The following is a 21,468-nucleotide window of genomic DNA, read 5'->3' as shown; positions in this document are numbered from 1 at the left end:
CTCTCACGCCTCCTTCGGGTCGACAGGGCCGGCGGCAGGACGGGACGGACGGCGGGTGCGACGCAGCGGGGGCTTGGCACCCAGGGCCTTGGGGTCGAGCCCGGACCACTTGTGACCGCTGGCGAAGAACTTGCGCCGGGCCATCAGCGTCAGCAGCGGCTTGGTGAAGAGGAACACCACCACCACGTCGAGCAGGGTCGTCAGACCGAGCGTGAACGCGAAGCCCTGCACCTTGCCGACGGTGACGATGAAGAGCACCGCGGCGGCGAGGAAGGACACGAAGTCGGAGACCAGGATGGTGCGCCGGGCGCGCGGCCAGGCCCGCTCGACCGCGGGACGCAGCGTGCGGCCCTCGCGGATCTCGTCCCGGACGCGTTCGAAGTACACGATGAACGAGTCCGCCGTGATGCCGATCGCGACGATGGCACCGCACACGGCCGGCAGGTTCAGCGCGAAGCCGATGGTCGGGCCGAGCAGCGCCATGATCACGTACGTGAGGCCGGCCGAGACCAGCAGCGAGCAGACGGCGATGAACGACAGGCCGCGGTAGTAGAACAGCAGGTAGAGGACGACCAGGGCGAGGCCGATCGCGCCCGCGATCAGACCGGCGTGAAGCTGCTCACCGCCGAGCGCGGCGGTGACGGTGGTGACGCTGTCCTCCTTGAAGGTCAGCGGCAGCGCGCCGTAGGACAGCATGTTGGCGAGGCTCTGGGCCTCTTCCTGGTCGAAGCTGCCGGAGATCTCCGCGTTGCCGCCGGTGAGCTCCTGGCTGACGTACGGGTCGGAGACGACCTCGTTGTCCAGGACGATGGCGAACTGGTTCTGCGGGGACTGCTTCTGGGCCAGCTGGCCGGTGATGTCCGCGAACTTCTTGCTGCCCTTGTCCGTGAACTTCATCGTCACGGTCCAGCCGGCGGCGGTCTGCGTGTTGTAGACGGCGTCGGCCTTGTCGACCTCCGTGCCGTCGACCGCGGCGGGGCCGAGGATGTACTTCTGCCACTGGCCCTGCGCGTTCTGGCCGCAGGCCACCGTCGGGTCGCCCGGCTTGGCGCCCTTGCCGGCCTTGGCGCGGGCGTTGGCGTCGGTGCAGTCCAGGGCCGCGTACTGCTGCTGCAGCTTGGCGGTCGCGTCGTCGCCGGAGGCGCTGGCGCTCGGGGACGGGGAGGCGCCGTCGGAGCTCTTCGCGGAGGGGCTGGGGTCGGCCTTCAGGGCGTCGCTGGCGGCGCGGCCCTGGGTGGTGGCGCTGGCCGACGCGGGGTCGGACGGCGTGCCGCTGCTCGGCTTGTCGCCGTCGGTGGCCTTGTCGCCGTCGGTGGCCTTCTCGGTCGCCTTGTCCGAGGCGCCGCCGGTCTCGCTCGGCGAGGGGCTGCCGGTCGCGTTGGCGCCGGAGAGTTCGGTGGCGAGGACCGGACGGAAGTACAGCTTGGCGGTGGTGCCGACCTGCTCCCGGGCTTCCTTCGAGTTCGTCCCCTTGGGGATGTTGACGATGATGTTCCGGTCGCCCTGGGTCTGGACCTCGGCTTCGGAAACGCCCAGACCGTTGACACGGCGGTTCATGATCTCGACCGCGGTGTCCATGTTGGTCTTGTTGATCGCGGACTCCTGGCCGGCCTCCGGGACGGCCCGGAGCGTGATGCTCGTGCCGCCTGCCAGGTCGATGCCGAGACGCGGAGTCGTGTGTCCGGAGGCGAACATGCCCCCGGTGAGCGCCACGATGGCGATCAGGATCAGGGCCAGCGAGCGCCCGGGCTTACTCTGAGCGCTCGCATTCTTTCCCTTTTTAGGTGCTACCACCTTTGTGTACTCCCTCTCGGGCCGCTTGGCGCCCAGAAGGCGTCACCGGCGGCCATCACATGGTGTCCGGATCCGTGCGAGCCGCGCGTCGCGCGGGGTGCGCGGGAACCCGTCCCGCGCACCCCGGGGCACGGCTTACTTCGCCTCGGAACCGCCGTCGGACTTCTTCGCCTTCTCGTCCGTCTTCGCCTCGGCGGGCGCGGCGTCGGCCGTCGGCTCGTCGACCGTCTCGTCGGCGGGCTCTTCGGCCTTCTTGCCGAGGTCGACGGACTTCTCGTCGGAGGCGGCGTCGGCGGGGGCGTCGGTCTCGGTGAGGGAGGAGGCGTCGTCGGGGACGACGTCCGCGTCGGACTTCAGGTCGTGCTCGATGCCGTGAACGATGCGGTTGTACTCGTCGTCGGTGAGGACGGCGCCGATGCTGTTCTTCGCGAAGAGCAGCTCGACTCCGGGGCCGGCGTCGAGGAGGACCGTGTCGTCGTTGACCTCCTTGACCGTGGCGTACATGCCCCCGATGGTGCGGACACCGGATCCGGGCTGCATCTCGTTCCGCATGTTGGCGGCCTGCTGCTGCTTCTTCTTCGCCGACCGGGTCATCAGGAACATGGCCCCGATGAGCACGATGAACGGGAGGAGGGTCACGAGACTCACGGGTCGGTACTTCCTTCACACGACCGCGATGGTGAGCGGCCTGATGGTTGGGGGTGTGTACGCCGCCGACAAGGGCGGCATCGGCGGAGTCTAGGCGAGTCCGCGCGCATGGAACAACGCCCAGCATGGCACCGGGGTTCCTGCTCCGGCGAATGTGCCTTGCGTGAGCGGGTCGTCACGCCCCGAACAAGTCCTGTTGTCCGTTTCCTGAACTCTGTGAACGCAGCGGGGTGAGGCCGAGATGCGCCCATGCGGCCGGAGTGGCCACGCGCCCGCGTGGGGTGCGGGCGAGCAGGCCCTCCCGTACGAGGAAGGGTTCGGCGACCTCTTCCACTGTCTCACGCTCCTCCCCCACGGCTACGGCGAGCGTGGACAGGCCGACCGGTCCGCCACCGAACAGCTTGAGCAGGGCCTCCAGCACGCCCCGGTCGAGGCGGTCCAGGCCCCGGGCGTCGACCTCGTAGACGGCGAGGGCGGCCGCGGCGATCTCCTGGGTGATCAGGCCGTCGGCCTTGACCTGGGCGTAGTCGCGGACCCGGCGCAGCAGGCGGTTGGCGATGCGGGGGGTGCCGCGCGAGCGGCCGGCGATCTCGGCGGCACCGGTGGCGTCGATCTCCACGTCGAGCAGGCCGGCCGAGCGGTGGATCACGCGCTCCAGTTCCGCCGGTCCGTAGAACTCCATGTGGGCGGTGAAGCCGAAGCGGTCGCGCAGCGGGGGCGGCAGCAGGCCCGCGCGCGTGGTGGCGCCGACCAGGGTGAACGGTGGCAGCTCCAGCGGGATGGCGGTGGCGCCGGGGCCCTTGCCGACCACGACGTCGACGCGGAAGTCCTCCATCGCCATGTAGAGCATCTCCTCGGCGGGCCGCGACATGCGGTGGATCTCGTCGAGGAAGAGGACCTCGCCCTCCTGGAGGGAGGAGAGGATCGCCGCGAGATCGCCGGCGTGCTGGATGGCGGGGCCCGAGGTGATGCGGATGGGGGCTTCCATCTCGGCCGCGATGATCATCGAAAGGGTGGTCTTGCCGAGGCCGGGGGCGCCGGAGAGCAGTACGTGGTCGGCGGTGGCGCCCCGCGCGCGTGCGGCGCGCAGCACCAGGTCGAGCTGTTCGCGGACCTTCTCCTGGCCGATGAACTCGCCCAGGTCCTTGGGGCGCAGGGCGGCCTCCACGGCCTGGTCCTCGCCGTCGGCGACAGCGCCCACCAACCGCTCGGCGGCGGCCTCCGCGTCGGTCGTGTCGTCCCAGTTCACTTCGTTCTCCTTGCCGTGGCGCACCGGGTCGGTGGTGGCGGGCGTGGTCAGCGGGCGCGGTTCAGCGTCTGCAGGGCGGCCTTGAGCAGCGCGCCCACCTGCGGGGTGCCCTCGGCGGCCTCCGCCTGCGGGGTCACGGCGGTGACGGCCTCGTCGGCCTCGCGGGTGGCGTACCCGAGGCCGATCAGGGCGGCGTGCAGCTGGTCGCGCCAGCCGGTGCTGACCGGGGCGCCGACGGCGGGGGCGCCGATCGGTTCGCCGAGCCGGTCCTTCAGCTCCAGGAGCAACTTCTGGGCGCCCTTCTTGCCGATGCCGGGGACGGCGGTGAGCGCCTTCTCGTCCCCGGTGGAGACGGCTCTGCGCAGCGCGTCGGGCTGGTGCACGGCGAGCATGGCCTGGGCGAGGCGGGGGCCGACGCCGCTGGCGGTCTGGAGCAGCTCGAAGACCTGGCGCTCGTCGTCGTCGGCGAAGCCGTAGAGCGTGAGCGAGTCCTCGCGCACGACGAGCGAGGTGGCGAGCTTGGCGGGCTTGCCGAGCCGCAGGGTGGACAGCGTGTTCGGCGTGCACTGGACGGCCATGCCGACGCCGCCGACCTCGACCACCGCGGCGTCGGGGGCGAGGGCGGCGACGGTGCCGCTGACGAAGGCGATCATGCGGGGCGGCCTTTCGACGGGTGGGGGGTCTGCGGGCGGCGCGCGCCCTGTGCGGTGTGCAGGGCCACGGCCTGCTGGAGCCGGTTCTGTGCGGGGGCGCGCCAGATGTGGCAGATGGCGAGCGCGAGGGCGTCGGCGGCGTCGGCCGGCTTGGGCGGGGCGGCGAGCCGCAGCAGGCGGGTGACCATGGCGCCGACCTGCGCCTTGTCGGCGCGCCCGCTGCCGGTGACGGCGGCCTTGACCTCGCTGGGGGTGTGCAGGGCGACGGGGATGCCGCGGCGGGAGGCGCACAGGATGGCGACGGCGCTGGCCTGGGCGGTGCCCATGACGGTGCGGACGTTGTGCTGGCTGAAGACGCGCTCGACGGCGACGAACTCCGGCCGGTGCTCGTCCAGCCACCGCTCGATGCCCTGCTCGACGGCGACGAGGCGGTGACCGAGGTCGGCGTCCGCGGGCGTGCGGACGACGCCGACGCCGACCATGGTGAGCGGCCGGCCCGCGACGCCCTCCACGACGCCGACCCCGCAACGGGTCAGCCCCGGGTCCACCCCCAGTACCCGCACCCTCGCCCACCCCTCTCGTCGATCACCTGTTTGTGCAGGCTATCGGGTGCCACCGACAAAGCGACGGGCCGACGGGTTGTGTCCCCGTCGGCCCGCTGAGCAGGGGACGCGTTACGCGTCCACCTTCTCCATGACCTCGTCGCTCACGTCGAAGTTGGCGAAGACGTTCTGCACGTCGTCGCTGTCCTCCAGGGCGTCGATGAGCCGGAAGATCTTCCGCGCGCCCTCCTCGTCCAGCTCGACCTGCATGGTCGGGACGAAGTTGGCGTCGGCGGACTCGTAGTCGATGCCGGCCTCCTGGAGGGCGGTGCGGACCGCGACCAGGTCGGTGGCCTCGCTGAGCACCTCGAAGGACTCGCCGAGGTCGTTGACCTCCTCCGCGCCCGCGTCCAGGACGGCGCCGAGGACGTCGTCCTCGCCCAGCTCGCCCTTGGGCACGATCACGACGCCCTTGCGGTTGAACAGGTACGACACCGAGCCCGGGTCGGCCATGGAGCCGCCGTTGCGGGTCATGGCGACGCGGACGTCGGAGGCGGCGCGGTTGCGGTTGTCGGTGAGGCACTCGATGAGCACCGCGACGCCGTTGGGGCCGTAGCCCTCGTACATGATCGTCTCGTAGTCGGCGCCGCCGGCCTCGAGGCCGGCGCCGCGCTTGACCGCAGAGTCGATGTTCTTGTTAGGGACCGACTGCTTCTTCGCCTTCTGGATGGCGTCGTACAGCGTCGGGTTGCCGTCGATGTCGGCGCCCCCCATGCGGGCCGCGACCTCGATGTTCTTGATCAGCTTCGCGAAGAGCTTGCCGCGCTTGGCATCGATGACGGCCTTCTTGTGCTTCGTCGTGGCCCATTTAGAGTGGCCGGACATCTGCCTGTCTCCTTCGCGTAACCCGTCTTTGTACGAACGGAGGAATCCTACAAGGACTCCGCCGCCCGGTTCGCGCGCACCATGTCGGCGAAGAGCCGGTGCACCCGGTGGTCGCCGGTCAGTTCCGGGTGGAACGACGTGGCCAGCGCGTTGCCCTGGCGGACGGCGACGATGTGGCCGTCGTGCTCGGCGAGCACCTCGGCGGCCGCGCCCACGGACTCGACCCAGGGGGCGCGGATGAAGACGCCCTCCACGGGATCGCCCTCGACGCCCTTGACGTCGACGGCGGCCTCGAAGGACTCGTTCTGCCGCCCGAAGGCGTTGCGGCGCACGATCATGTCGATGCCGCCGACCGTCTCCTGCCCGGAGCGCGGGTCGAGGATCTTGTCGGCCAGCATGATCATGCCGGCGCAGGTGCCGTAGACGGGCATGCCGTCGCGCACGCGCGCGCGGAGGGGCTCCATCACGCCGAAGAGGACGGCGAGCTTGGAGATGGTGGTGGACTCGCCGCCGGGGAGGACCAGGCCGTCCACCTCGGCGAGTTCTTCGGGGCGCCTCACCGGCCTGGCCACGGCGTCGGCCACGGCCAGGGCGACGAGGTGCTCCCGTACGTCGCCCTGGAGGGCCAGGACGCCGATGACGGGGGTGTCACTCATGGATCGGACGCCTTACCAGCCGCGGTTGGCGTAGCGCTCGGTCTCGGGGAGCGTGTCGCAGTTGATGCCGACCATGGCCTCGCCGAGGTTGCGGGACGCGTCCGCGATGATCTTCGGGTCGTCGTAGAAGGTGGTGGCCTTCACGATGGCGGCGGCGCGCTTGGCCGGGTCGCCGGACTTGAAGATGCCGGAGCCGACGAAGACGCCCTCGGCGCCCAGCTGACGCATGAGCGCGGCGTCGGCGGGGGTGGCGACACCGCCGGCGGAGAAGAGGACGACCGGCAGCCTGCCCAGCTCCGAGACCTCCTTGACCAGCTCGTACGGGGCGCGCAGCTCCTTGGCGGCGGCGTACAGCTCGTTGTTGTCACAGCCGCGCAGCCGGGCGATCTCGTTCTTGATCTGGCGCAGGTGGCGGACGGCCTCGACGACGTTGCCGGTGCCGGCCTCGCCCTTGGAGCGGATCATCGCGGCACCCTCGGCGATGCGGCGCAGGGCCTCACCGAGGTTGGTGGCGCCGCAGACGAAGGGGGTGGTGAAGGCGAACTTGTCGCTGTGGTTGACCTCGTCGGCCGGGGTGAGGACCTCGGACTCGTCGATGTAGTCGACGCCGAGGGACTGCAGGACCTGGGCCTCCACGAAGTGGCCGATGCGGGACTTGGCCATCACCGGGATGGAGACGGCGTTGATGATGCCCTCGATCATGTCCGGGTCGGACATCCGGGCCACGCCGCCGTCCTTGCGGATGTCGGCCGGGACGCGCTCCAGCGCCATGACGGCCACGGCGCCCGCGTCCTCGGCGATCTTCGCCTGCTCCGGCGTGACGACGTCCATGATGACGCCGCCCTTGAGCTGCTCGGCCATGCCGCGCTTCACGCGGGCGGTGCCGGTCTCGGGTGCCTGGTTTTCGGGGAGCGTGCTGGACACGGGTACCTCGCTGAGGGGAAGGGGGTTTCTGCAGCAACGAGGAAACGCGAGGCGAGCAGGCCACAGCAAGGGCCAATGGGAAGGCGGTGGATCGTTTTCGTTTCCCCGGCGGCACTGGTCTCAGGCCGCGCGCTCCACCAGGGCGGTCGGCGACTCGTCGTCCATCTCGAAGGCCAGCGGGAAGGGCGCGTGCCCGGCGAGACGGAACCAGCGGACCTTGCGGTGCTCACGCAGTCGGCGCGCCGCCCCCACCGCGTCGTTGTGGAAACGCCGGGCCATCGGCACCCGCCGTACGGCCTCGGCCAGCTCGTTGGCCGCCGCCTCTCCCCCGGGCGCCTCGCGCAGCGCGTCCACCTGCTGCGCGTCGGCGAACACGGCGCGCAGGGCCTGGCTCAGCTCGCTCTCGGCGACCTCCCGCAGCTCCTCCTCGGCCTGCCGGGCGGCGTGTGCGGCCTCGTAGAGGACCATGGAGGCGGCCGGGTCGAGCACGCCGGAGGTGGCGAGTTCCTGGGCCACGGACGCCCTGCGCAGCAGTTGCGCGTCCAGGGCGGCGCGGGCGGCGTCGATCCGGGCGTGCAGCCGGTCCAGGCGGCCCGCCGTCCAGCTCAGGTACAGGCCGACGGCGACGAGGACGACCAGGATCCAGATGAGGGTTGCGGTCACGGGCCGCAAGCCTATCCGTGGGCGGGACGGCCCCTGCGGGTCAGTCCCTCGCCAGGCCGAAGCGGGCCCGCAGACCCGTCGCCCGGTCGTCCGTCGCCACCGCCGCCGCTCCCGCCGTGACCGTCTCGTAGACGGACAGGATGTCCGCGCCGACCGTGGACCAGTCGAAGCGCCGTACGTGGGCGCTGCCCCGCTCCCGCAGGGCGGCACGCCGCTCCGGGTCGCCCAGCAGGCGTACGGCCGCCTCGGCCAGGGCGTCGGCGTCCTCGTTGGGGAAGAGTTCGCCGGCCGCCCCCTGGTCGAGGACCTGGGCGAAGGCGTCGAGGTCGGAGGCGAGGACGGGAGCGCCCGCCGACATGGCCTCGACGAGGATGATGCCGAAGCTCTCGCCGCCGGTGTTGGGTGCCACGTACAGGTCGACGCTGCGCAGGAAGCGGGCCTTGTCCTCGTCGCTGATCATGCCGAGGAACTCCACGCGGGAGCGCAGTTCCTTCGGCAGGCTCTCGACGGCCTCCTCCTCGTCCCCGCGGCCCGCGACCAGGAGCCGGGTCTGCGGGCGGGCGGCGAGGATCCCGGGCAGGGCCCGCATGAGCACGGGCAGGCCCTTGCGGGGCTCGTCGATGCGCCCTATGAAGCCGATGGTGTCGCCCTGCCACTCGGGCCTGGGCTCGGCGTCGGCGAAGAAGTCGACGTCGACGCCGTTGGGGATGACGACCGCGTCGCCGCCCAGGTGCTCGACGAGCGTGCGGCGGGCGTACTCGCTCACCGCGATCCGGGCGCTGATCTTCTCCAGGGCGGCCTGGAGGATCGCGTACGCGGCGATCATCGCGCGGGAGCGCGGGTTGGAGGTGTGGAAGGTGGCCACGATCGGGCCCTGCGCCGCCCAGCAGGTCAGCAGGCCCAGCGAGGGCGAGGTCGGCTCGTGGATGTGGATGACGTCGAAGGCGCCCTCGTGCAGCCAGCGCCGGACCCGCGCCGCCGACAGGAACCCGAAGTTCAGCCGGGCCACCGAGCCGTTGTACGGCACCGGCACCGCGCGGCCCGCGGAGACGACGTACGGGGGCAGCGGGGTGTCGTCGTCGGCCGGGGCGAGGACGGACACCTCGTGGCCGAGGCGGATGAAGTACTCGGCGAGGTCCCGGATGTGGAACTGGACGCCGCCCGGCACGTCCCAGGAGTACGGGCAGACGATGCCGATCCTCACGACGCGCCGCCCCGCCCGCCGGCCGCCCCCGGCGCCTTGGCCGGGTCGAGATCCTTGAGCCACAAGCGCTGCAGCATGTGCCAGTCCTCCGGGTGGTCGGCGATCCCCGTGGCGAAGGCGTCGGCCAGCGCCTGTGTCATGACAGACGTCTTCTCGGCCCGGGTGCCCGACTCGGGCACCTCGACCGGCGGGTGCACCCGGCCCTGCATCACGGGCGAGTCGTCGTACCAGAGGGTCACCGGCAGCAGCAGCGCGCCCGTCTGCTGGGCGAGCAGGGCGGGGCCGGCCGGCATCCGGGCCGTCTCGCCGAAGAACGCGACCTCCACGCCGGAGGCGGACAGGTCGCGGTCGGCGACCAGGCAGACCAGGCCGCCGTCGCGCAGCCGCCGGGCCAGCGTGCCGAAGGCGGTGCCGCCGCTGTGCGGCAGGACCTCCATGCCGAGGCCCTCGCGGTAGGCGACGAAGCGGTCGTAGAGGGTCTCCGGCTTGAGGCGCTCGGCGACGGTGGTGAAGGGGATGCCGAGCTTCGTGGTGACCCAGGCTCCCGCGAGGTCCCAGTTGGCCAGGTGGGGCAGGGCGAGTATCACACCCTTGCCCGCGGCCATGCCGTCGGTGAGGTGGTGCAGGTCCTTGGGGGCGAAGCCGCCCTTGATCCGCTCGGTGCTCCACGCGGGGAGCCGGAACGACTCCATCCAGTAGCGCAGGTAGGAGCGCATGCCCGCGCGCGAGAGCGCGGCGAGCCGCTCGGGGCTCGCGCCGGGCACCACGCGCGCGTAGTTGCTCTCCAGGCGGCGCACTCCCGTGCCGCGCTGCTTCCAGGCGAGGTCGGCGATGGTACGGCCGAGGCGCACGGCGGCGGGCTCGGGGAGCTTCTTCACGGTGCTCCAGCCGGCGCCGTACAGACCGTCGGTCAGCCGGTCCCGAGCGCTCACTTCGCCGCCTCGGTGCCCTGGCTCTCCTGCGCGGCGGCGTCCGCCTCGGCGGCCTCCCGGCGCACCGTGACGACGCGCTGGACCAGCGTGACGAGGCTGCCGACGGCGACGAGCCACAGGGCGATCGGCAGCAGGTACTGGATGCCGGGCACACCGAACTTGTGCAGTCCCGCGAATCCGGCGGCGACCAGCGAGACGACGAGGCGCTCGGCGCGCTCGACCAGTCCGTTGACGGCCACCGGCAGGCCGATCGCCTCGCCGCGCGCCTTGGTGTACGACACCACCTGCCCGCTGGCCAGGCAGAAGATCGACACGGCGCACAGCACGTTGTCGTCACCCGACCCCGCGTACCAGAGGGCGAGGCCGCCGAAGATCGCGCCGTCCGCGACCCGGTCGAGGGTGGAGTCGAGGAACGCGCCCCAGCGGCTGGAGCGGCCCAGCTGGCGGGCCATGTTGCCGTCTACGAGGTCGGAGAAGACGAAGAGCGTGATCACCACCGTGCCCCAGAAGAACTCGCCCCTGGGGTAGAAGACCAGCGCACCCGCGACCACACCGGCGGTGCCGATCAGCGTGACCGTGTCCGGGCTGACGCCCCGGCGGATGAGAAACGCGGCGAACGGTGTGAGGACACGCGTGAAAAAGGCACGCGCGTACTTGTTCAGCATGGCCTTCTGGCCTTCCCGACGGTCGGTGTGGCGCCGCGGCCCTTGCTGGCCACCGGCTGGCCCATCGTAGTCACGCGCGCGCGTGGGCGGTGGCCGGGCACCCGGAGCCACTGCCGGGCGACGGGCGGGCGGCGGGATCGGGTTCTTCGTATGGACGGGGCGTGACGGGAGTGGAAAGCTCGAAGGACCGCGGGCGTCGCCGGAGCCGCCAGTGAACGCGGTCCCGCGTGTCCGCGCCCACAGTGACCTCACCGTGCACGGGAGGCAAGGACATGGGCGACAAGACACACACCCACCCCGGAGCCGCCGGAAGGGCAACGGCGGCCGACCACCCCGCGTCCGTACGGAACGTGGTGCTGGTCGGCCACTCCGGCTCGGGCAAGACGACTCTGGTGGAAGCTCTCGCGCTGACGACGGGAGCGGTGAACCGGGCGGGCCGCGTGGAGGACGGCGGCTGCGTCTCGGACTACGACGACATGGAGCACCGCCAGCAGCGCTCCGTACAGCTCTCCCTGGTACCGGTCGAATGGGACGGCATCAAGATCAACCTTTTGGACACCCCCGGGTACGCCGACTTCGTCGGTGAACTGAGGGCCGGTCTGCGCGCGGCGGACGCGGCCCTCTTCGTCGTCTCGGCCTCCGACGGCGTCGACGGCGCGACCCGCATGGTCTGGGAGGAGTGCGCCGCCGTCGGCATGCCCCGCGCCATCGTGATCACGCACCTGGAGGCCGCTCGCGCGGACTTCGAGGAGATGACGCGGACCTGCGCGGAGGCCTTCGGCGGCGACGACCCCGACGCCGTACTGCCGCTGTACCTGCCGCTGCACGGCCCGCCCGCCCCCGACGGGCACGCGCCCGTGACGGGCCTGGTGGGCCTGCTGTCGCGCAAGCTCTTCGACTACGCGTCGGGCGAGCGCGTGACGTCGGAGCCGGGTGAGGCGGAGCTGCCGCAGCTCGACGAGGCCCGTTCCCTGCTGATCGAGGGGATCATCTCGGAGAGCGAGGACGAGACCCTCATGGAGCGCTATCTCGGCGGCGAACAGGTCGACGTCAAGACGCTCATCGAGGATCTGGAGCGCGCGGTCGCACGCGGGGTGTTCTTCCCCGTGCTGGCCGCCGCACCCGCCGCCGACGGCGCCCGGCAGGGACTGGGCACGGTCGAGCTGCTGGAACTGATCACGCGCGGCTTCCCGACCCCACTGGAGCGCACGGCACCCCGGGTCACCACGCCCGAGGGCGCCGGGCGCGAACTGCGGATGTGCGACCCGGAGGAGTCGCTGGTCGCGGAGGTCGTCAAGACCTCCTCGGACCCGTACGTCGGCCGGATCTCGATGGTCCGCGTCTTCTCCGGCACCCTGCGCGCCGACCAGACGGTGCACGTGTCCGGGCACGGGATGACCGACCGCGGGCACGAGGACCACGACGTCGACGAGCGGATCGGCGCCCTGTCCACGCCGTTCGGCAAGCAGCAGCGGCCGGTCACGCACGTGATCGCGGGCGACCTCGCCTGCGTGGCCAAGCTGACCCGCGCGGAGACCGGGGACACCCTCTCGGCCAAGGAGGACCCGCTGCTCATGGCGCCCTGGGAGATGCCCGACCCGCTGCTGCCGCTCGCCATCGAGGCCCACAGCAAACCCGACGAGGACAAGCTCTCCCAGGGGCTGGCCCGGCTGGTCGCCGAGGACCCGACGATGCGCCTGGAGCACAACCAGGACACCCACCAGGTGGTCCTGTGGTGCCTGGGCGAGGCCCACGCCGACGTGGCCCTGGAACGGCTGCGCAGCCGCTACGGCGTCCGGGTCGACGTCGTACCCCACCGGGTCTCCCTGCGCGAGACGTTCGGCGGCCGGGCGGCCGGGCGCGGGCGGCACGTCAAGCAGTCCGGTGGGCACGGGCAGTACGCCATCTGCGAGATCGAGGTGGAGCCGCTGCCGGGCGGCTCGGGCATCGAGTTCGTGGACAAGGTCGTCGGCGGCGCCGTGCCCCGGCAGTTCATCCCGTCCGTCGAGAAGGGCGTACGCGCGCAGGCCGCCAAGGGCGTCGCCGCGGGCCACCCGCTGATCGACGTGCGGGTCACACTGCTGGACGGCAAGGCGCACTCGGTGGACTCCTCCGACGCCGCGTTCCAGACGGCGGGCGCGCTGGCGCTCCGGGAAGCCGCGGCCGACGCGAAGATCCACCTGCTGGAGCCGGTCGCCGAGGTGAGCGTGCTGGTCGGCGACGACTACGTGGGCGCGGTGATGAGCGACCTGTCCGGACGGCGCGGCAAAGTGCTCGGCACCGAGCAGACCAGCGGCGGCCGGACCCTGATCAGGGCCGAGGTGCCCGAGATCGAGATCGGCCGCTACGCCGTGGACCTGCGCTCCCTCTCGCACGGCACCGCCCGCTTCGACCGCCGCTACGCCCGGCACGAACCGATGCCGGCCCAGGTCGCGGACCGGCTGCGCGAGGAGGTGCGGGCGGCGTCCTAGCGGAGCCAGGCCCTCCGGTGCGGGGTTCCACCGCACCGGAGGGCGGGCTCCCCCGCGTCGGTAGCCGCCCTGGCGTCGGCGTCCCCGCCCCGGCGTGCGACGGCGCACCGGCGGTCAACCCGCGCGCGTGAGGGCGCCTTTGGGCGTCCCGTGACGCACGGCGCTGCCGACGGATACGCTGATGACCAGATCAACAGGTGTGCGGGGCAGGGAAGTCGGGAAGGCCGCAGGAGCGACAGTGGTGGCGATCGGGGGCGGGAATGACCGTTGACGGCGGTTACGCGGACTTCTTCGGACCGCAGGTGCCGCGCACGGACGACGGCGGCCAGACGGCCACGTTCGCGCTGGCCTCGGCCGCCTACCGGGACACCGAGGCCGAGGAGATACTCAAGGCCAACAGCGAGTGGCACAAGTCGTCCGTGAGCAAGCCCCGGATCAAGCTGTTCCGGCCCAATCTCGGCGAGGCCTACTCCCGCGCCATCATCGACCGGATGCTGGGCCCCAAGCGGGCCCCGCTCATCCAGTCCTTCGGCACCCAGCCCCAGGTGGTCGTGGAGCACAGCCTCGCGGCGCACCGCATACGCAGGGACCGGGACAACTGGCTGAGCGCCGTCATGGTGCTGTGCGGGCTGCTGTTCCTGCCCGGACTGCTGATCTGGCTCCTGGTCTTCCAGATCCGCACCACCGTCGCCCGGCGCGAGGACAAGCGGGCCGGCGCGCTCGCCACCGCGCTGCTGCTCGCGATGGCGGTCCTCGCCGTGCTCTTCCTGCTCAAGATGCCCTTCGGCGGCTTCTGGGCCTGGTACGCGCGCGCCTGCGTGGTCGCCCCGGTGATCGGCTGGTTCTGGGCGAAGCGCATCTGCGAGCGCACGGCGCGCGACCTCCGGGAGCGCTGGAGCGGCCTCCTGTCCGGTGCCGGGGTGGGCGCCAAGGTGCCCGAGGCGGTGCCGAGCAGCCCCGGTGAGACGGCCGCCGAGGAACTGCGGCAGTCCCTGGCCCGGCTCAGCGCCGAGCAGCAGTCCAACTCCGTCTTCTACGCCGGCCCCAAGGGCATCCTCGGCATGGGCACCCGCTGGGGGAACTGGCAGCTCGCCGAGGAACTGGTCCCCGCCGACCCGGACCGGGAGATCAACCCGTTCCGCAGCTGGGACGTCATCAAGGCCATCCACGACCGGCTGCGCATGCTGGAGCGCGGCCCGCTGCACACCGGCGGCTTCACCAAGCCGACCGTGCGGCACTGGATCGTGACCCCGATCGGTGAGAACGCCGACTCGGTGTCCCGGCCCGAGGGCACCGACGTCGAGGCGTACCAGGTCAAGCAGCACGCGATACAGGAGATCTGCGACAAGCAGCAGTTCGGCGCGGGCGACCGGCACTACCTGGGCGTGCAGTGGACGCTGTGGGACGGCCAGTTGGTCATCTCCATGCTGATCACCGTGACGGTGCTGCACGAGACACTGCGCATCGAGGTCACCGGGCACGCCCTGGGGCCGGTGCACTCCCTGTTCACCAGCAAGCCGGCCGCCAAGGAGAAGACGGTCCAGAAGTCGGTCAAGTTCTGGGAGACCCGCACGGTCAAGCTGCCGCTGGTCGACACCGACGAGGTGGTACGGCTGGCCGCGCGGGCCCCGCTGACCTGGTATCCCCCGCTGCTGTACTGGCTGGGCGGCAAGCTCACGCTGCCCGAGCCGTTCGGCGTGCGGCACGCCTGGGCGGACCGGCCCTGGCGGCACCGCTTCATGGCCGACGACGCGCTGCGCGCCGCCACGCCGGTGCTGCGGGCGGTGCACTCGGCGGCGATCAAGGTGCTGAAGGAGAACGGCGTGGACACGGAGAAGTTCGGCGCCCGCGCGGGCGGCCTGAGCGGGGCCGTGCAGGAGGCGGTGCCGAAGAAGGCGGACGTCTACGACGCGTAGGCCTCCGGCGGTGGGGCGGGGGTGTTGGGGTGGGCGTCCCTGGGGGCTGCGCCCCCAGACCCCGCTTCGGCCTGGACGGCCTCGTCCTCAAACGCCGGACGGGCTGATTGGTCCACCCCTCGGCCGAGGGCTAAGCCGTCGGCCAGGCCTCCGCCAGCATTTTGCGGGTGTCGCCCAGGAGCTGGGGCAGGACCCTCGTGTGGCCGATCACGGGAAGGAAATTGGTGTCACCGCCCCAGCGAGGCACCACATGCTGGTGCAGGTGGGCGGCGATGCCCGCGCCCGCCACGGACCCCTGATTCATGCCGATGTTGAAGCCGTGGGCGCCCGACGCGGTGCGCAGGGCCGTCATTGCCTGCTTCGTCAGCTCGGCCAGTTCCGCGGTCTCCACGGTGTTCAGTTCGGTGTAGTCGGCGACGTGGCGATAGGGGACGGTCATCAGGTGGCCGCCGTTGTAGGGGTACAAATTCAGCACCGCGTACACGTGCTCACCGCGCCGGATGATCAGACCGTCCTCGTCGGACTTGGCCGGGATCGAGCAGAAGGGGCAGCCGTCGTCGGCGCCGGGGCCGCTCGGCTTGTTCTCGCCCTGGATGTACGCCATCCGGTGGGGCGTCCACAGACGCTGGAAAGCGTCCGGTGTCCCCACTCCCAGCTGCTGCTCCGGCTCACTCGTCATGCGTGCAGCATATGGCGTCGGCGCCAGGACACTGAAAGGGCCCCCGGGAGCTTCTCCCGGGGGCCGACCCCCGCGTGTGCGGGGAGCAAAGCACCTTCGTGTGTCCGACAACCGGTATGAACGGACCATCCCCGCCGGTGCGGGGAGCATGTCACACCTGAACCCGGCGCTCCACCACATCAACGAGCTTCGCCAGCGCCTGGTCACGCGGGATGCCGTTCTCCTGCGACCCGTCGCGGTAGCGGAACGACACCGTGCCCCCGTGCATGTCCTCGTCACCGACGATGATCATGAAGGGGACCTTCTGCTTCTGCTGCGTGCGGATCTTCTTCTGCATCCGGTCCGAGGACGAGTCCACGTCGACGCGCAGTCCCTTGCGCCGCGCCTCCGCCGCGAACTCCTCCAGGTACTGCACGTGAGCGTCGCCCACTGGAATACCCACCGCCTGCACCGGCGCCAGCCACGCCGGGAAGGCGCCCGCGTAGTGCTCCAGGAGCACCGCGAAGAACCGCTCGATGGAGCCGAACAGCGCGCGGTGGATCATGACCGGGCGGGTCTTGGTGCCGTCCGCGGCGGTGTACTCCAGGTCGAAGCGCTCCGGCAGGTTGAAGTCGAGCTGGATGGTCGACATCTGCCAGGTGCGGCCGATGGCGTCCTTGGCCTGGACGGAGATCTTCGGACCGTAGAAGGCGGCGCCGCCCGGGTCCGCCACCAGCTCCAGGTTCTGCTTCTCGGCGACCTGGCGCAGCGTCTCGGTGGCCTCTTCCCAGGCCTCGTCGGTGCCGACGAACTTCTCCGGGTCCTTGGTGGACAGCTCCAGGTAGAAGTCGGTCAGGCCGTAGTCGCGCAGCAGGTTGAGGACGAAGGTGAGGGTCTTGTCCAGCTCCTCCGACATCTGCTCGCGGGTGCAGTAGATGTGCGCGTCGTCCTGGGTGAAGCCGCGGGCCCGGGTCAGGCCGTGCACGACGCCCGACTTCTCGTACCGGTACACGGTGCCGAACTCGAACAGGCGCAGGGGCAGTTCACGGTAGGACCGTCCCCGGGCGTCGAAGATCAGGTTGTGCATCGGGCAGTTCATGGGCTTGAGGTAGTAGTCCACGCCCTCGTCGAGCTGCATGGGCGGGTACATGCCGTCGGCGTACCAGTCCAGGTGGCCCGAGGTCTCGAAGAGCTTCCCCTTCGTCGCGTGCGGGGTGTAGACGAACTCGTAGCCCTCCTCCTCGTGGCGCCGCCGCGAGTAGTCCTCCATGACCCGGCGGATGATGCCGCCCTTGGGGTGGAAGACGGCGAGGCCGGAGCCGATCTGCTCCGGGATGGAGAACAGGTCCAGCTCGCTGCCGAGCTTGCGGTGGTCGCGCTTCTCGGCCTCGGCGAGGAACTCCAGGTGCGCCTTCAGCTCCTCCTTGGTGGGCCAGGCGGTGCCGTAGATGCGCTGGAGCATCGGGTTCTTCTCGCTGCCGCGCCAGTAGGCGGCGGCGTTGCGCATGAGCTTGAACGCCGGGATGTTGCGGGTGGTGGGCAGGTGGGGACCGCGGCAGAGGTCCTTCCAGCACAGCTCGCCGGTCTTGGCGTCCAGGTTGTCGTAGATCGTCAGCTCGCCGGAGCCGACCTCGACGTCCGCGCCGTCGTCGTGGGACGCGGAGCCCTTGAGACCGATCAGCTCCAGCTTGTACGGCTCGTCGGCCAGTTCCTCGCGGGCGGCGTCGTCGGTGACCACGCGGCGGGAGAAGCGCTGCCCCCGCTTCTGGATCTCCTGCATCTTCTTCTCGATGGCCTTGAGGTCATCGGGGTGGAAGGGCTTCTCGACGTCGAAGTCGTAGTAGAAGCCGTCCTTGACGGGCGGCCCGATGCCCAGCTTGGCCTCCGGGAACAGCTCCTGCACGGCCTGCGCCATCACATGCGCGGTGGAGTGGCGCAGGATGTTCAGGCCGTCCTCGGAGGAGATCTCGACGCCCTCGACGGTCTCGCCGTCCTTGACCTCGTAGGCGAGGTCCTTGAGCTCACCGGCCACGCGCGCCGCGATGATCGAGCGCCGGCCGGCGAAGAGCTCGGCGGCCGTAGTGCCCGTCGTCACCACGCGTTCTTCCTGCTCCGAATCGCGTTGGATGATCACACGGACGTCTGACACCGGTCTCTCCTGACTGAAGGTGGGGCTGCGGCGCCATACCGGAGCGCACGCATGAGGGCGATCGTACCGACCCGGGCCCGCCCACCGCGAAATCAGTACCGGCGCTCGCCTCCGTCGCCGCAGGCCTCCTCGAGGAAGGCCGCGACCTCGACGTGCTCCTGGACGGCCTTGAGCAGCCGGTCCCGCTCCGCCTCGTCGACCTGGACGGGCGTGATCTCGCAGGCTCCGGTGAGCCGGCGGAACCCGCCCCGGCTCTCCAGCCGCCCGAGCACCCGCACCGGCAGCCCGACGAGGTGGGCGTGCCCGGCGATCCGGTAGGCCTCCTCGTCGAGCGCGACGCGCACGTGCGGCACCTCGGCCCCGGCCAGCACCCGCAGCCGTACGGTGCCCGGGCCGCGTGGTCCGGGCCGGCGCATGCGGACGACGGTGCCGGTGATCCGCACCGGGACGGAGGGCTCCGCGCGCAGGTAGCGGGCGGCGGCCTCGCGCAGGGCGGGCAGGTCGCCGGGCGAGAACTCGACGGGTTCGGCGTGGGCGCCGCAGCCCTCGGGGACGCCCGCGGCCGGTGCCCAGCCGACCGCTATCCGGGCGCCCTCGGTGCCGCGGACCAGGGATACGAGCGACTCGGCCAGCTCGTGGCTGACCCCCGCCGCGACGGCCGAGTCGAAGGCCTCGGTGCCACCGGTGGCCCGCCGGTAGTCGACGGCCTCACGCGCGGCGTACAGGGCCTGGTGGAGGCGTACGGCGAGGGCGCGGCCGGTGTCGACGGGGAGGAACGCCGTGAGCAGGCGGCCACCCGGGGCGGGTCCCACCAGGACGTTCTCCAGGGCCGCGGCGGCGGCGTGCCGGTGCCGGGCGCCGTAGTAGCCCGCACGCGCGCGTGTGGCGAGGGCGCCGGCGAGGAGCATCCGCCGGGCGGCGGAGCGCAGCTGCTCTTCGGCGGCCCAGGAGGCGGTGTCGGCGGGCCCGGTCGGGACGTCGCGTTCCCAGCGGATCTCGTCGCTGGGGACGGCGAGGGAGAGCAGGATCTCTCGGGCGGCGGGCGTACCGCTGCGGGACAGGGCGTGCAGCGCCTCGGCGAGGAGGTCGTCGCTGTCGGGGAAGGCGCGGCTGACCGGTACCAGGAGGCTGGTGGCTCCGGCGGCCCGGCCGGGCGGGGTCCAGCGGCCGTAGCGGCCCGGTGCGCCGCCGCGGCGCTGCCAGCCGTGCCGGTGGAGCAGGGCGGTCAGCACGGTCGGGTCGACGGCGTCGGGCCGGGACGGGAGGCCGTCCGGGGTGGCGTCGTCGAGGGTGTCGGCCGGGTGCGGCCGTACGGATCGCAGGGGCTGGACGGACCGCGGGGGTTCGCCGGCCGGGCGGTGCGTCATGGTTTGCCTCCCGTCCCGACCCGCGTCATGATCTCGCACAGCGCCCGGTCGTCGAAGATCCGCGCGGTCGGTATCCGCACGGTGGTGCGCCGCCGTCCGGTGACCGGATGTCCGGCGAGGTTGGTCCAGTAGCAGCAGTGCCTGAGGTCGAGCCGGTCGTGGCCGGCGCGCAGCCACTGGTCCCGGGACCGGGGGACGATCATCACGACCAGGATCTTGTGCACCGACACCGGGGTGCGGGCGAGCTTCGTCAGGTGGTCGTTGTCGAGGGTGAAGGAGAAGAAGCGGCCGGGCGGTCCGGGGGCGATCTGGTAGGTGGCCTTGAGCTGCACCTTGATGGTGACCTCGTCGTCGACGGTGTGCCCGGGGGCGCTGTGGCTGACGTGCCAGTCGATGCCGTTGTCCGGGAAGGGCTGGGAGAGCGAGCAGCCCGCGGCGGCGGCGACCGCGTGGAGGTAGCCGACCTGCAAGGTCTCCATGCAGGCGGTGGTGGCGAGAGAGCCGCGTGGGGGTGCGGTGCGCTCCGGAAGCAGCCCGCCCCGTTCGGGCTGCGCAATGGCCATGACCAACAGCCTTCCAGAACTGGTGAATCCCCGTAGCGGGTCTGTGAACTGCAAAGACCCGTACTCCTGTTGTGTCCTTCCGGCGTACGTCGCAAACAGCCCGGGTATCACCGAACCGGGACAAGGGACGGCGCGTCAGCTGCCGCGCTCGGACGAGGAGTTGAGTGCCCTATGACGAGCTGGTTCGAGGGGCCGCTGGCCGCCTTCGACACGGAGACCACGGGTGTGGACACCGAGACCGACCGGATCGTGTCGGCGGCCCTCGTCGTCCAGGACGCGCCGGGGCTGCGCCCGCGGGTGACCCGGTGGCTGGTGAACCCGGGCGTGCCGGTGCCCGAGGCGGCGACGGCGGTGCACGGGCTGACCCAGGAGCATGTGGAGCGGCACGGGCGGTGGCCGGCACCGGTGATGTACGAGATAGCCGAGGCGCTGACCGAGCAGGCCCGCGCCGGGCGGCCGCTGGTGGTGATGAACGCGCCGTTCGACCTCACCCTGCTGGACCGGGAGTTGCGCCGGCACCGCGCCTCGTCGCTCGGCCGCTGGCTGGAGCGGACGTCGCTGCACGTGCTGGACCCGCGGGTGCTGGACAAGCACCTGGACCGTTACCGCAAGGGCCGGCGCACCCTCACCGACCTGTGCGCGCACTACGGCGTGGAGTTGCAGGGCGCGCACGACGCGGCGGCCGACGCGCAGGCGGCACTGGAGGTCGTACGGGCGGTGGGGCGCCGCTTCCAGGCGCGGCTCGAGCGCCTGTCCCCCGCCGAGCTGCACACCCTTCAGGCGGTGTGGCACGCCGGTCAGGCGCGCGGGCTGCAGGCGTGGTTCGCGCTCAACGGCACGGAGGAGGCGGTCGACCCGGCCTGGCCACTGCGACCGGACCTGCCGGCGGCGGCGTGAGCACATGAGAAAGCCGGTCCGCCTGTGACGGACCGGCTCTTCCCGGTGGGCGATACTGGGTTCGAACCAGTGACCTCTTCGGTGTGAACGAAGCGCTCTCCCACTGAGCTAATCGCCCGGGAACGCACTGAACAATACAGTGCGCTCGGCGTTTCCATCAAACCGCTTGCCGGCCCCCTGCCAGGTGGGCGGCGAGCCCCCGTCGCCCGGCCCGCATCATGAGGCGGTGGTTGGCCCGGAACAGGGGCCTTCCCGGCACCGTGAGGCGCCGCAGCAGGGGCTTGCCGACGACGACCTCCTGGTCGTAGCGGACGAGGGTGCCGGCGCCGTGCGAGGCCACCGTCCAGCGCGCCCAGCCCTCCATGTCGCCGCTTATCACGACCTCCAGCACCCCGGCGGCGGGGTCCCGCCGCCCCTCCCGCAGGACCGTCGTCAGGTCGTACGGGAGGAGGGAGCGGACCCGCAGGACGCCGCTGGTGTCGTCGCGCCGGGTGACCTCGCGCACCTGTGGCCACCAGCGGGGGTAGTCCTCGATGCGTTCCAGGGCCCGGTAGACGTCGGGGGCGGGCGCGGGCAGGGCCCACAGGCTGCGGAAGCGGTAATGGTTCCAGTCCACCCGTGCAGTGTGCCCG

20 protein-coding genes and 1 tRNA gene are annotated in these 21,468 nt (G+C 71.6%); 3 read left to right on the top strand and 18 right to left on the bottom strand.

Annotated elements, in window-relative coordinates; genetic code table 11:
* Nucleotides 1–3 precede the first annotated feature (3 nt).
* The 12 genes from secD to pgsA all read right to left on the bottom strand — a co-directional run bounded on the left by secD (nt 4) and on the right by pgsA (nt 10,815).
* Nucleotides 4–1,794, bottom strand: a complete 1,791-nt coding sequence (gene secD / locus D1J63_RS30215; protein ID WP_164713042.1) for a protein translocase subunit SecD — start codon at nt 1,792–1,794, stop codon at nt 4–6.
* A gap of 135 nt (nt 1,795–1,929) precedes the next feature.
* Entirely contained in the window at nt 1,930–2,442 is a 513-nt protein-coding gene (gene yajC / locus D1J63_RS30210; protein WP_125633192.1) for a preprotein translocase subunit YajC, read from the bottom strand.
* 175 nt (nt 2,443–2,617) lie between these two features.
* The gene (gene ruvB / locus D1J63_RS30205; RefSeq protein ID WP_125633190.1) at nt 2,618–3,691 is read right to left on the bottom strand and encodes a Holliday junction branch migration DNA helicase RuvB; all 1,074 of its coding nucleotides are present in this window, start codon (nt 3,689–3,691) and stop codon (nt 2,618–2,620) included.
* Between the two features lie 47 nt (nt 3,692–3,738).
* Entirely contained in the window at nt 3,739–4,344 is a 606-nt protein-coding gene (ruvA, locus tag D1J63_RS30200; protein ID WP_102927933.1) for a Holliday junction branch migration protein RuvA, read from the bottom strand.
* Nucleotides 4,341–4,907, bottom strand: a complete 567-nt coding sequence (ruvC, locus tag D1J63_RS30195; protein ID WP_125633188.1) for a crossover junction endodeoxyribonuclease RuvC — start codon at nt 4,905–4,907, stop codon at nt 4,341–4,343. The genes ruvA and ruvC overlap by 4 nt, the downstream gene beginning before the upstream one ends.
* Before the next feature lie 111 nt (nt 4,908–5,018).
* Entirely contained in the window at nt 5,019–5,771 is a 753-nt protein-coding gene (locus D1J63_RS30190) for a YebC/PmpR family DNA-binding transcriptional regulator (protein ID WP_102927935.1), read from the bottom strand.
* 47 nt (nt 5,772–5,818) lie between these two features.
* Nucleotides 5,819–6,427, bottom strand: coding sequence for a pyridoxal 5'-phosphate synthase glutaminase subunit PdxT (pdxT, locus tag D1J63_RS30185; protein WP_125633186.1), 609 nt, complete (start codon nt 6,425–6,427; stop codon nt 5,819–5,821).
* 12 nt (nt 6,428–6,439) lie between these two features.
* On the bottom strand, nt 6,440–7,351 hold the full coding sequence (pdxS, locus tag D1J63_RS30180; protein ID WP_125633183.1) for a pyridoxal 5'-phosphate synthase lyase subunit PdxS: 912 nt from the start codon (nt 7,349–7,351) through the stop codon (nt 6,440–6,442).
* 120 nt (nt 7,352–7,471) lie between these two features.
* Entirely contained in the window at nt 7,472–8,014 is a 543-nt protein-coding gene (locus tag D1J63_RS30175) for a hypothetical protein (protein WP_125633181.1), read from the bottom strand.
* 40 nt (nt 8,015–8,054) lie between these two features.
* Complete coding sequence (locus tag D1J63_RS30170) at nt 8,055–9,218, bottom strand: glycosyltransferase family 4 protein (RefSeq protein WP_125633179.1); 1,164 nt, start codon at nt 9,216–9,218, stop codon at nt 8,055–8,057.
* The gene (locus tag D1J63_RS30165; RefSeq protein ID WP_125633177.1) at nt 9,215–10,150 is read right to left on the bottom strand and encodes a phosphatidylinositol mannoside acyltransferase; all 936 of its coding nucleotides are present in this window, start codon (nt 10,148–10,150) and stop codon (nt 9,215–9,217) included. Before D1J63_RS30165 ends, D1J63_RS30170 begins: the two co-directional genes overlap by 4 nt.
* Complete coding sequence (gene pgsA, locus D1J63_RS30160) at nt 10,147–10,815, bottom strand: phosphatidylinositol phosphate synthase (RefSeq protein ID WP_102927941.1); 669 nt, start codon at nt 10,813–10,815, stop codon at nt 10,147–10,149. The genes D1J63_RS30165 and pgsA overlap by 4 nt, the downstream gene beginning before the upstream one ends.
* Before the next feature lie 272 nt (nt 10,816–11,087).
* Here pgsA and D1J63_RS30155 point away from each other — a divergent pair, with 272 nt between their 5' ends.
* Nucleotides 11,088–13,286 carry an elongation factor G-like protein EF-G2 gene (locus tag D1J63_RS30155; protein WP_125633175.1) on the top strand — a complete coding sequence of 733 codons (2,199 nt, stop codon included), beginning with the start codon at nt 11,088–11,090 and terminating at the stop codon, nt 13,284–13,286.
* 260 nt (nt 13,287–13,546) lie between these two features.
* Complete coding sequence (locus tag D1J63_RS30150; RefSeq protein ID WP_125633172.1) at nt 13,547–15,202, top strand: hypothetical protein; 1,656 nt, start codon at nt 13,547–13,549, stop codon at nt 15,200–15,202.
* 130 nt (nt 15,203–15,332) lie between these two features.
* Here the strand turns inward: D1J63_RS30150 and D1J63_RS30145 are convergent, their stop codons facing one another.
* The 4 genes from D1J63_RS30145 to D1J63_RS30130 all read right to left on the bottom strand — a co-directional run bounded on the left by D1J63_RS30145 (nt 15,333) and on the right by D1J63_RS30130 (nt 19,939).
* On the bottom strand, nt 15,333–15,881 hold the full coding sequence (locus tag D1J63_RS30145) for an HIT domain-containing protein (protein ID WP_125633170.1): 549 nt from the start codon (nt 15,879–15,881) through the stop codon (nt 15,333–15,335).
* 151 nt (nt 15,882–16,032) lie between these two features.
* Nucleotides 16,033–18,009 (bottom strand): threonine--tRNA ligase, encoded by a 1,977-nt coding sequence (thrS, locus tag D1J63_RS30140; protein ID WP_125633168.1) that lies wholly within the window; start codon nt 18,007–18,009, stop codon nt 16,033–16,035.
* Between the two features lie 92 nt (nt 18,010–18,101).
* Entirely contained in the window at nt 18,102–19,376 is a 1,275-nt protein-coding gene (locus D1J63_RS30135) for a hypothetical protein (protein ID WP_125633166.1), read from the bottom strand.
* Nucleotides 19,373–19,939: a DUF4365 domain-containing protein gene (locus D1J63_RS30130; protein ID WP_125633164.1), complete on the bottom strand. Its 567-nt coding sequence runs from the start codon at nt 19,937–19,939 to the stop codon at nt 19,373–19,375. The genes D1J63_RS30135 and D1J63_RS30130 overlap by 4 nt, the downstream gene beginning before the upstream one ends.
* 171 nt (nt 19,940–20,110) lie before the next feature.
* On the opposite strand from D1J63_RS30130, the gene D1J63_RS30125 reads away from it, so the two are divergent.
* Nucleotides 20,111–20,836 (top strand): 3'-5' exonuclease, encoded by a 726-nt coding sequence (locus D1J63_RS30125; protein WP_125633162.1) that lies wholly within the window; start codon nt 20,111–20,113, stop codon nt 20,834–20,836.
* 46 nt (nt 20,837–20,882) lie between these two features.
* Here the strand turns inward: D1J63_RS30125 and D1J63_RS30120 are convergent.
* Both D1J63_RS30120 and D1J63_RS30115 read right to left on the bottom strand, forming a co-directional pair.
* A tRNA-Val gene (locus tag D1J63_RS30120) sits at nt 20,883–20,954 on the bottom strand.
* Nucleotides 20,955–20,993: 39 nt separating this feature from the next.
* Nucleotides 20,994–21,452: an SRPBCC family protein gene (locus D1J63_RS30115; protein WP_125633160.1), complete on the bottom strand. Its 459-nt coding sequence runs from the start codon at nt 21,450–21,452 to the stop codon at nt 20,994–20,996.
* Nucleotides 21,453–21,468 lie beyond the last annotated feature (16 nt).

It is taken from the genome of Streptomyces sp. KPB2, assembly GCF_003950055.1.
In the GTDB taxonomy this organism is placed as follows: Bacteria; Actinomycetota; Actinomycetes; order Streptomycetales; family Streptomycetaceae; genus Streptomyces; species Streptomyces salinarius.
Note: the sequence above shows the minus strand (reverse complement) of the source record. Positions and strands in the feature narration are given on the sequence as shown.

What these genes read in the sequence shown, in the direction of transcription:
- ruvA (WP_102927933.1), bottom strand. Translation starts at nt 4,344, where the DNA reads ATGATCGCCTTCGTCAGCGGCACCGTCGCCGCCCTCGCCCCCGACGCC.
- D1J63_RS30190 (WP_102927935.1), bottom strand. Translation starts at nt 5,771, where the DNA reads ATGTCCGGCCACTCTAAATGGGCCACGACGAAGCACAAGAAGGCCGTC.
- pdxT (WP_125633186.1), bottom strand. Translation starts at nt 6,427, where the DNA reads ATGAGTGACACCCCCGTCATCGGCGTCCTGGCCCTCCAGGGCGACGTA.
- pgsA (WP_102927941.1), bottom strand. Translation starts at nt 10,815, where the DNA reads ATGCTGAACAAGTACGCGCGTGCCTTTTTCACGCGTGTCCTCACACCG.
- D1J63_RS30155 (WP_125633175.1), top strand. Translation starts at nt 11,088, where the DNA reads ATGGGCGACAAGACACACACCCACCCCGGAGCCGCCGGAAGGGCAACG.
- D1J63_RS30150 (WP_125633172.1), top strand. Translation starts at nt 13,547, where the DNA reads ATGACCGTTGACGGCGGTTACGCGGACTTCTTCGGACCGCAGGTGCCG.
- D1J63_RS30145 (WP_125633170.1), bottom strand. Translation starts at nt 15,881, where the DNA reads ATGACGAGTGAGCCGGAGCAGCAGCTGGGAGTGGGGACACCGGACGCT.
- D1J63_RS30135 (WP_125633166.1), bottom strand. Translation starts at nt 19,376, where the DNA reads ATGACGCACCGCCCGGCCGGCGAACCCCCGCGGTCCGTCCAGCCCCTG.
- D1J63_RS30130 (WP_125633164.1), bottom strand. Translation starts at nt 19,939, where the DNA reads ATGGCCATTGCGCAGCCCGAACGGGGCGGGCTGCTTCCGGAGCGCACC.
- D1J63_RS30125 (WP_125633162.1), top strand. Translation starts at nt 20,111, where the DNA reads ATGACGAGCTGGTTCGAGGGGCCGCTGGCCGCCTTCGACACGGAGACC.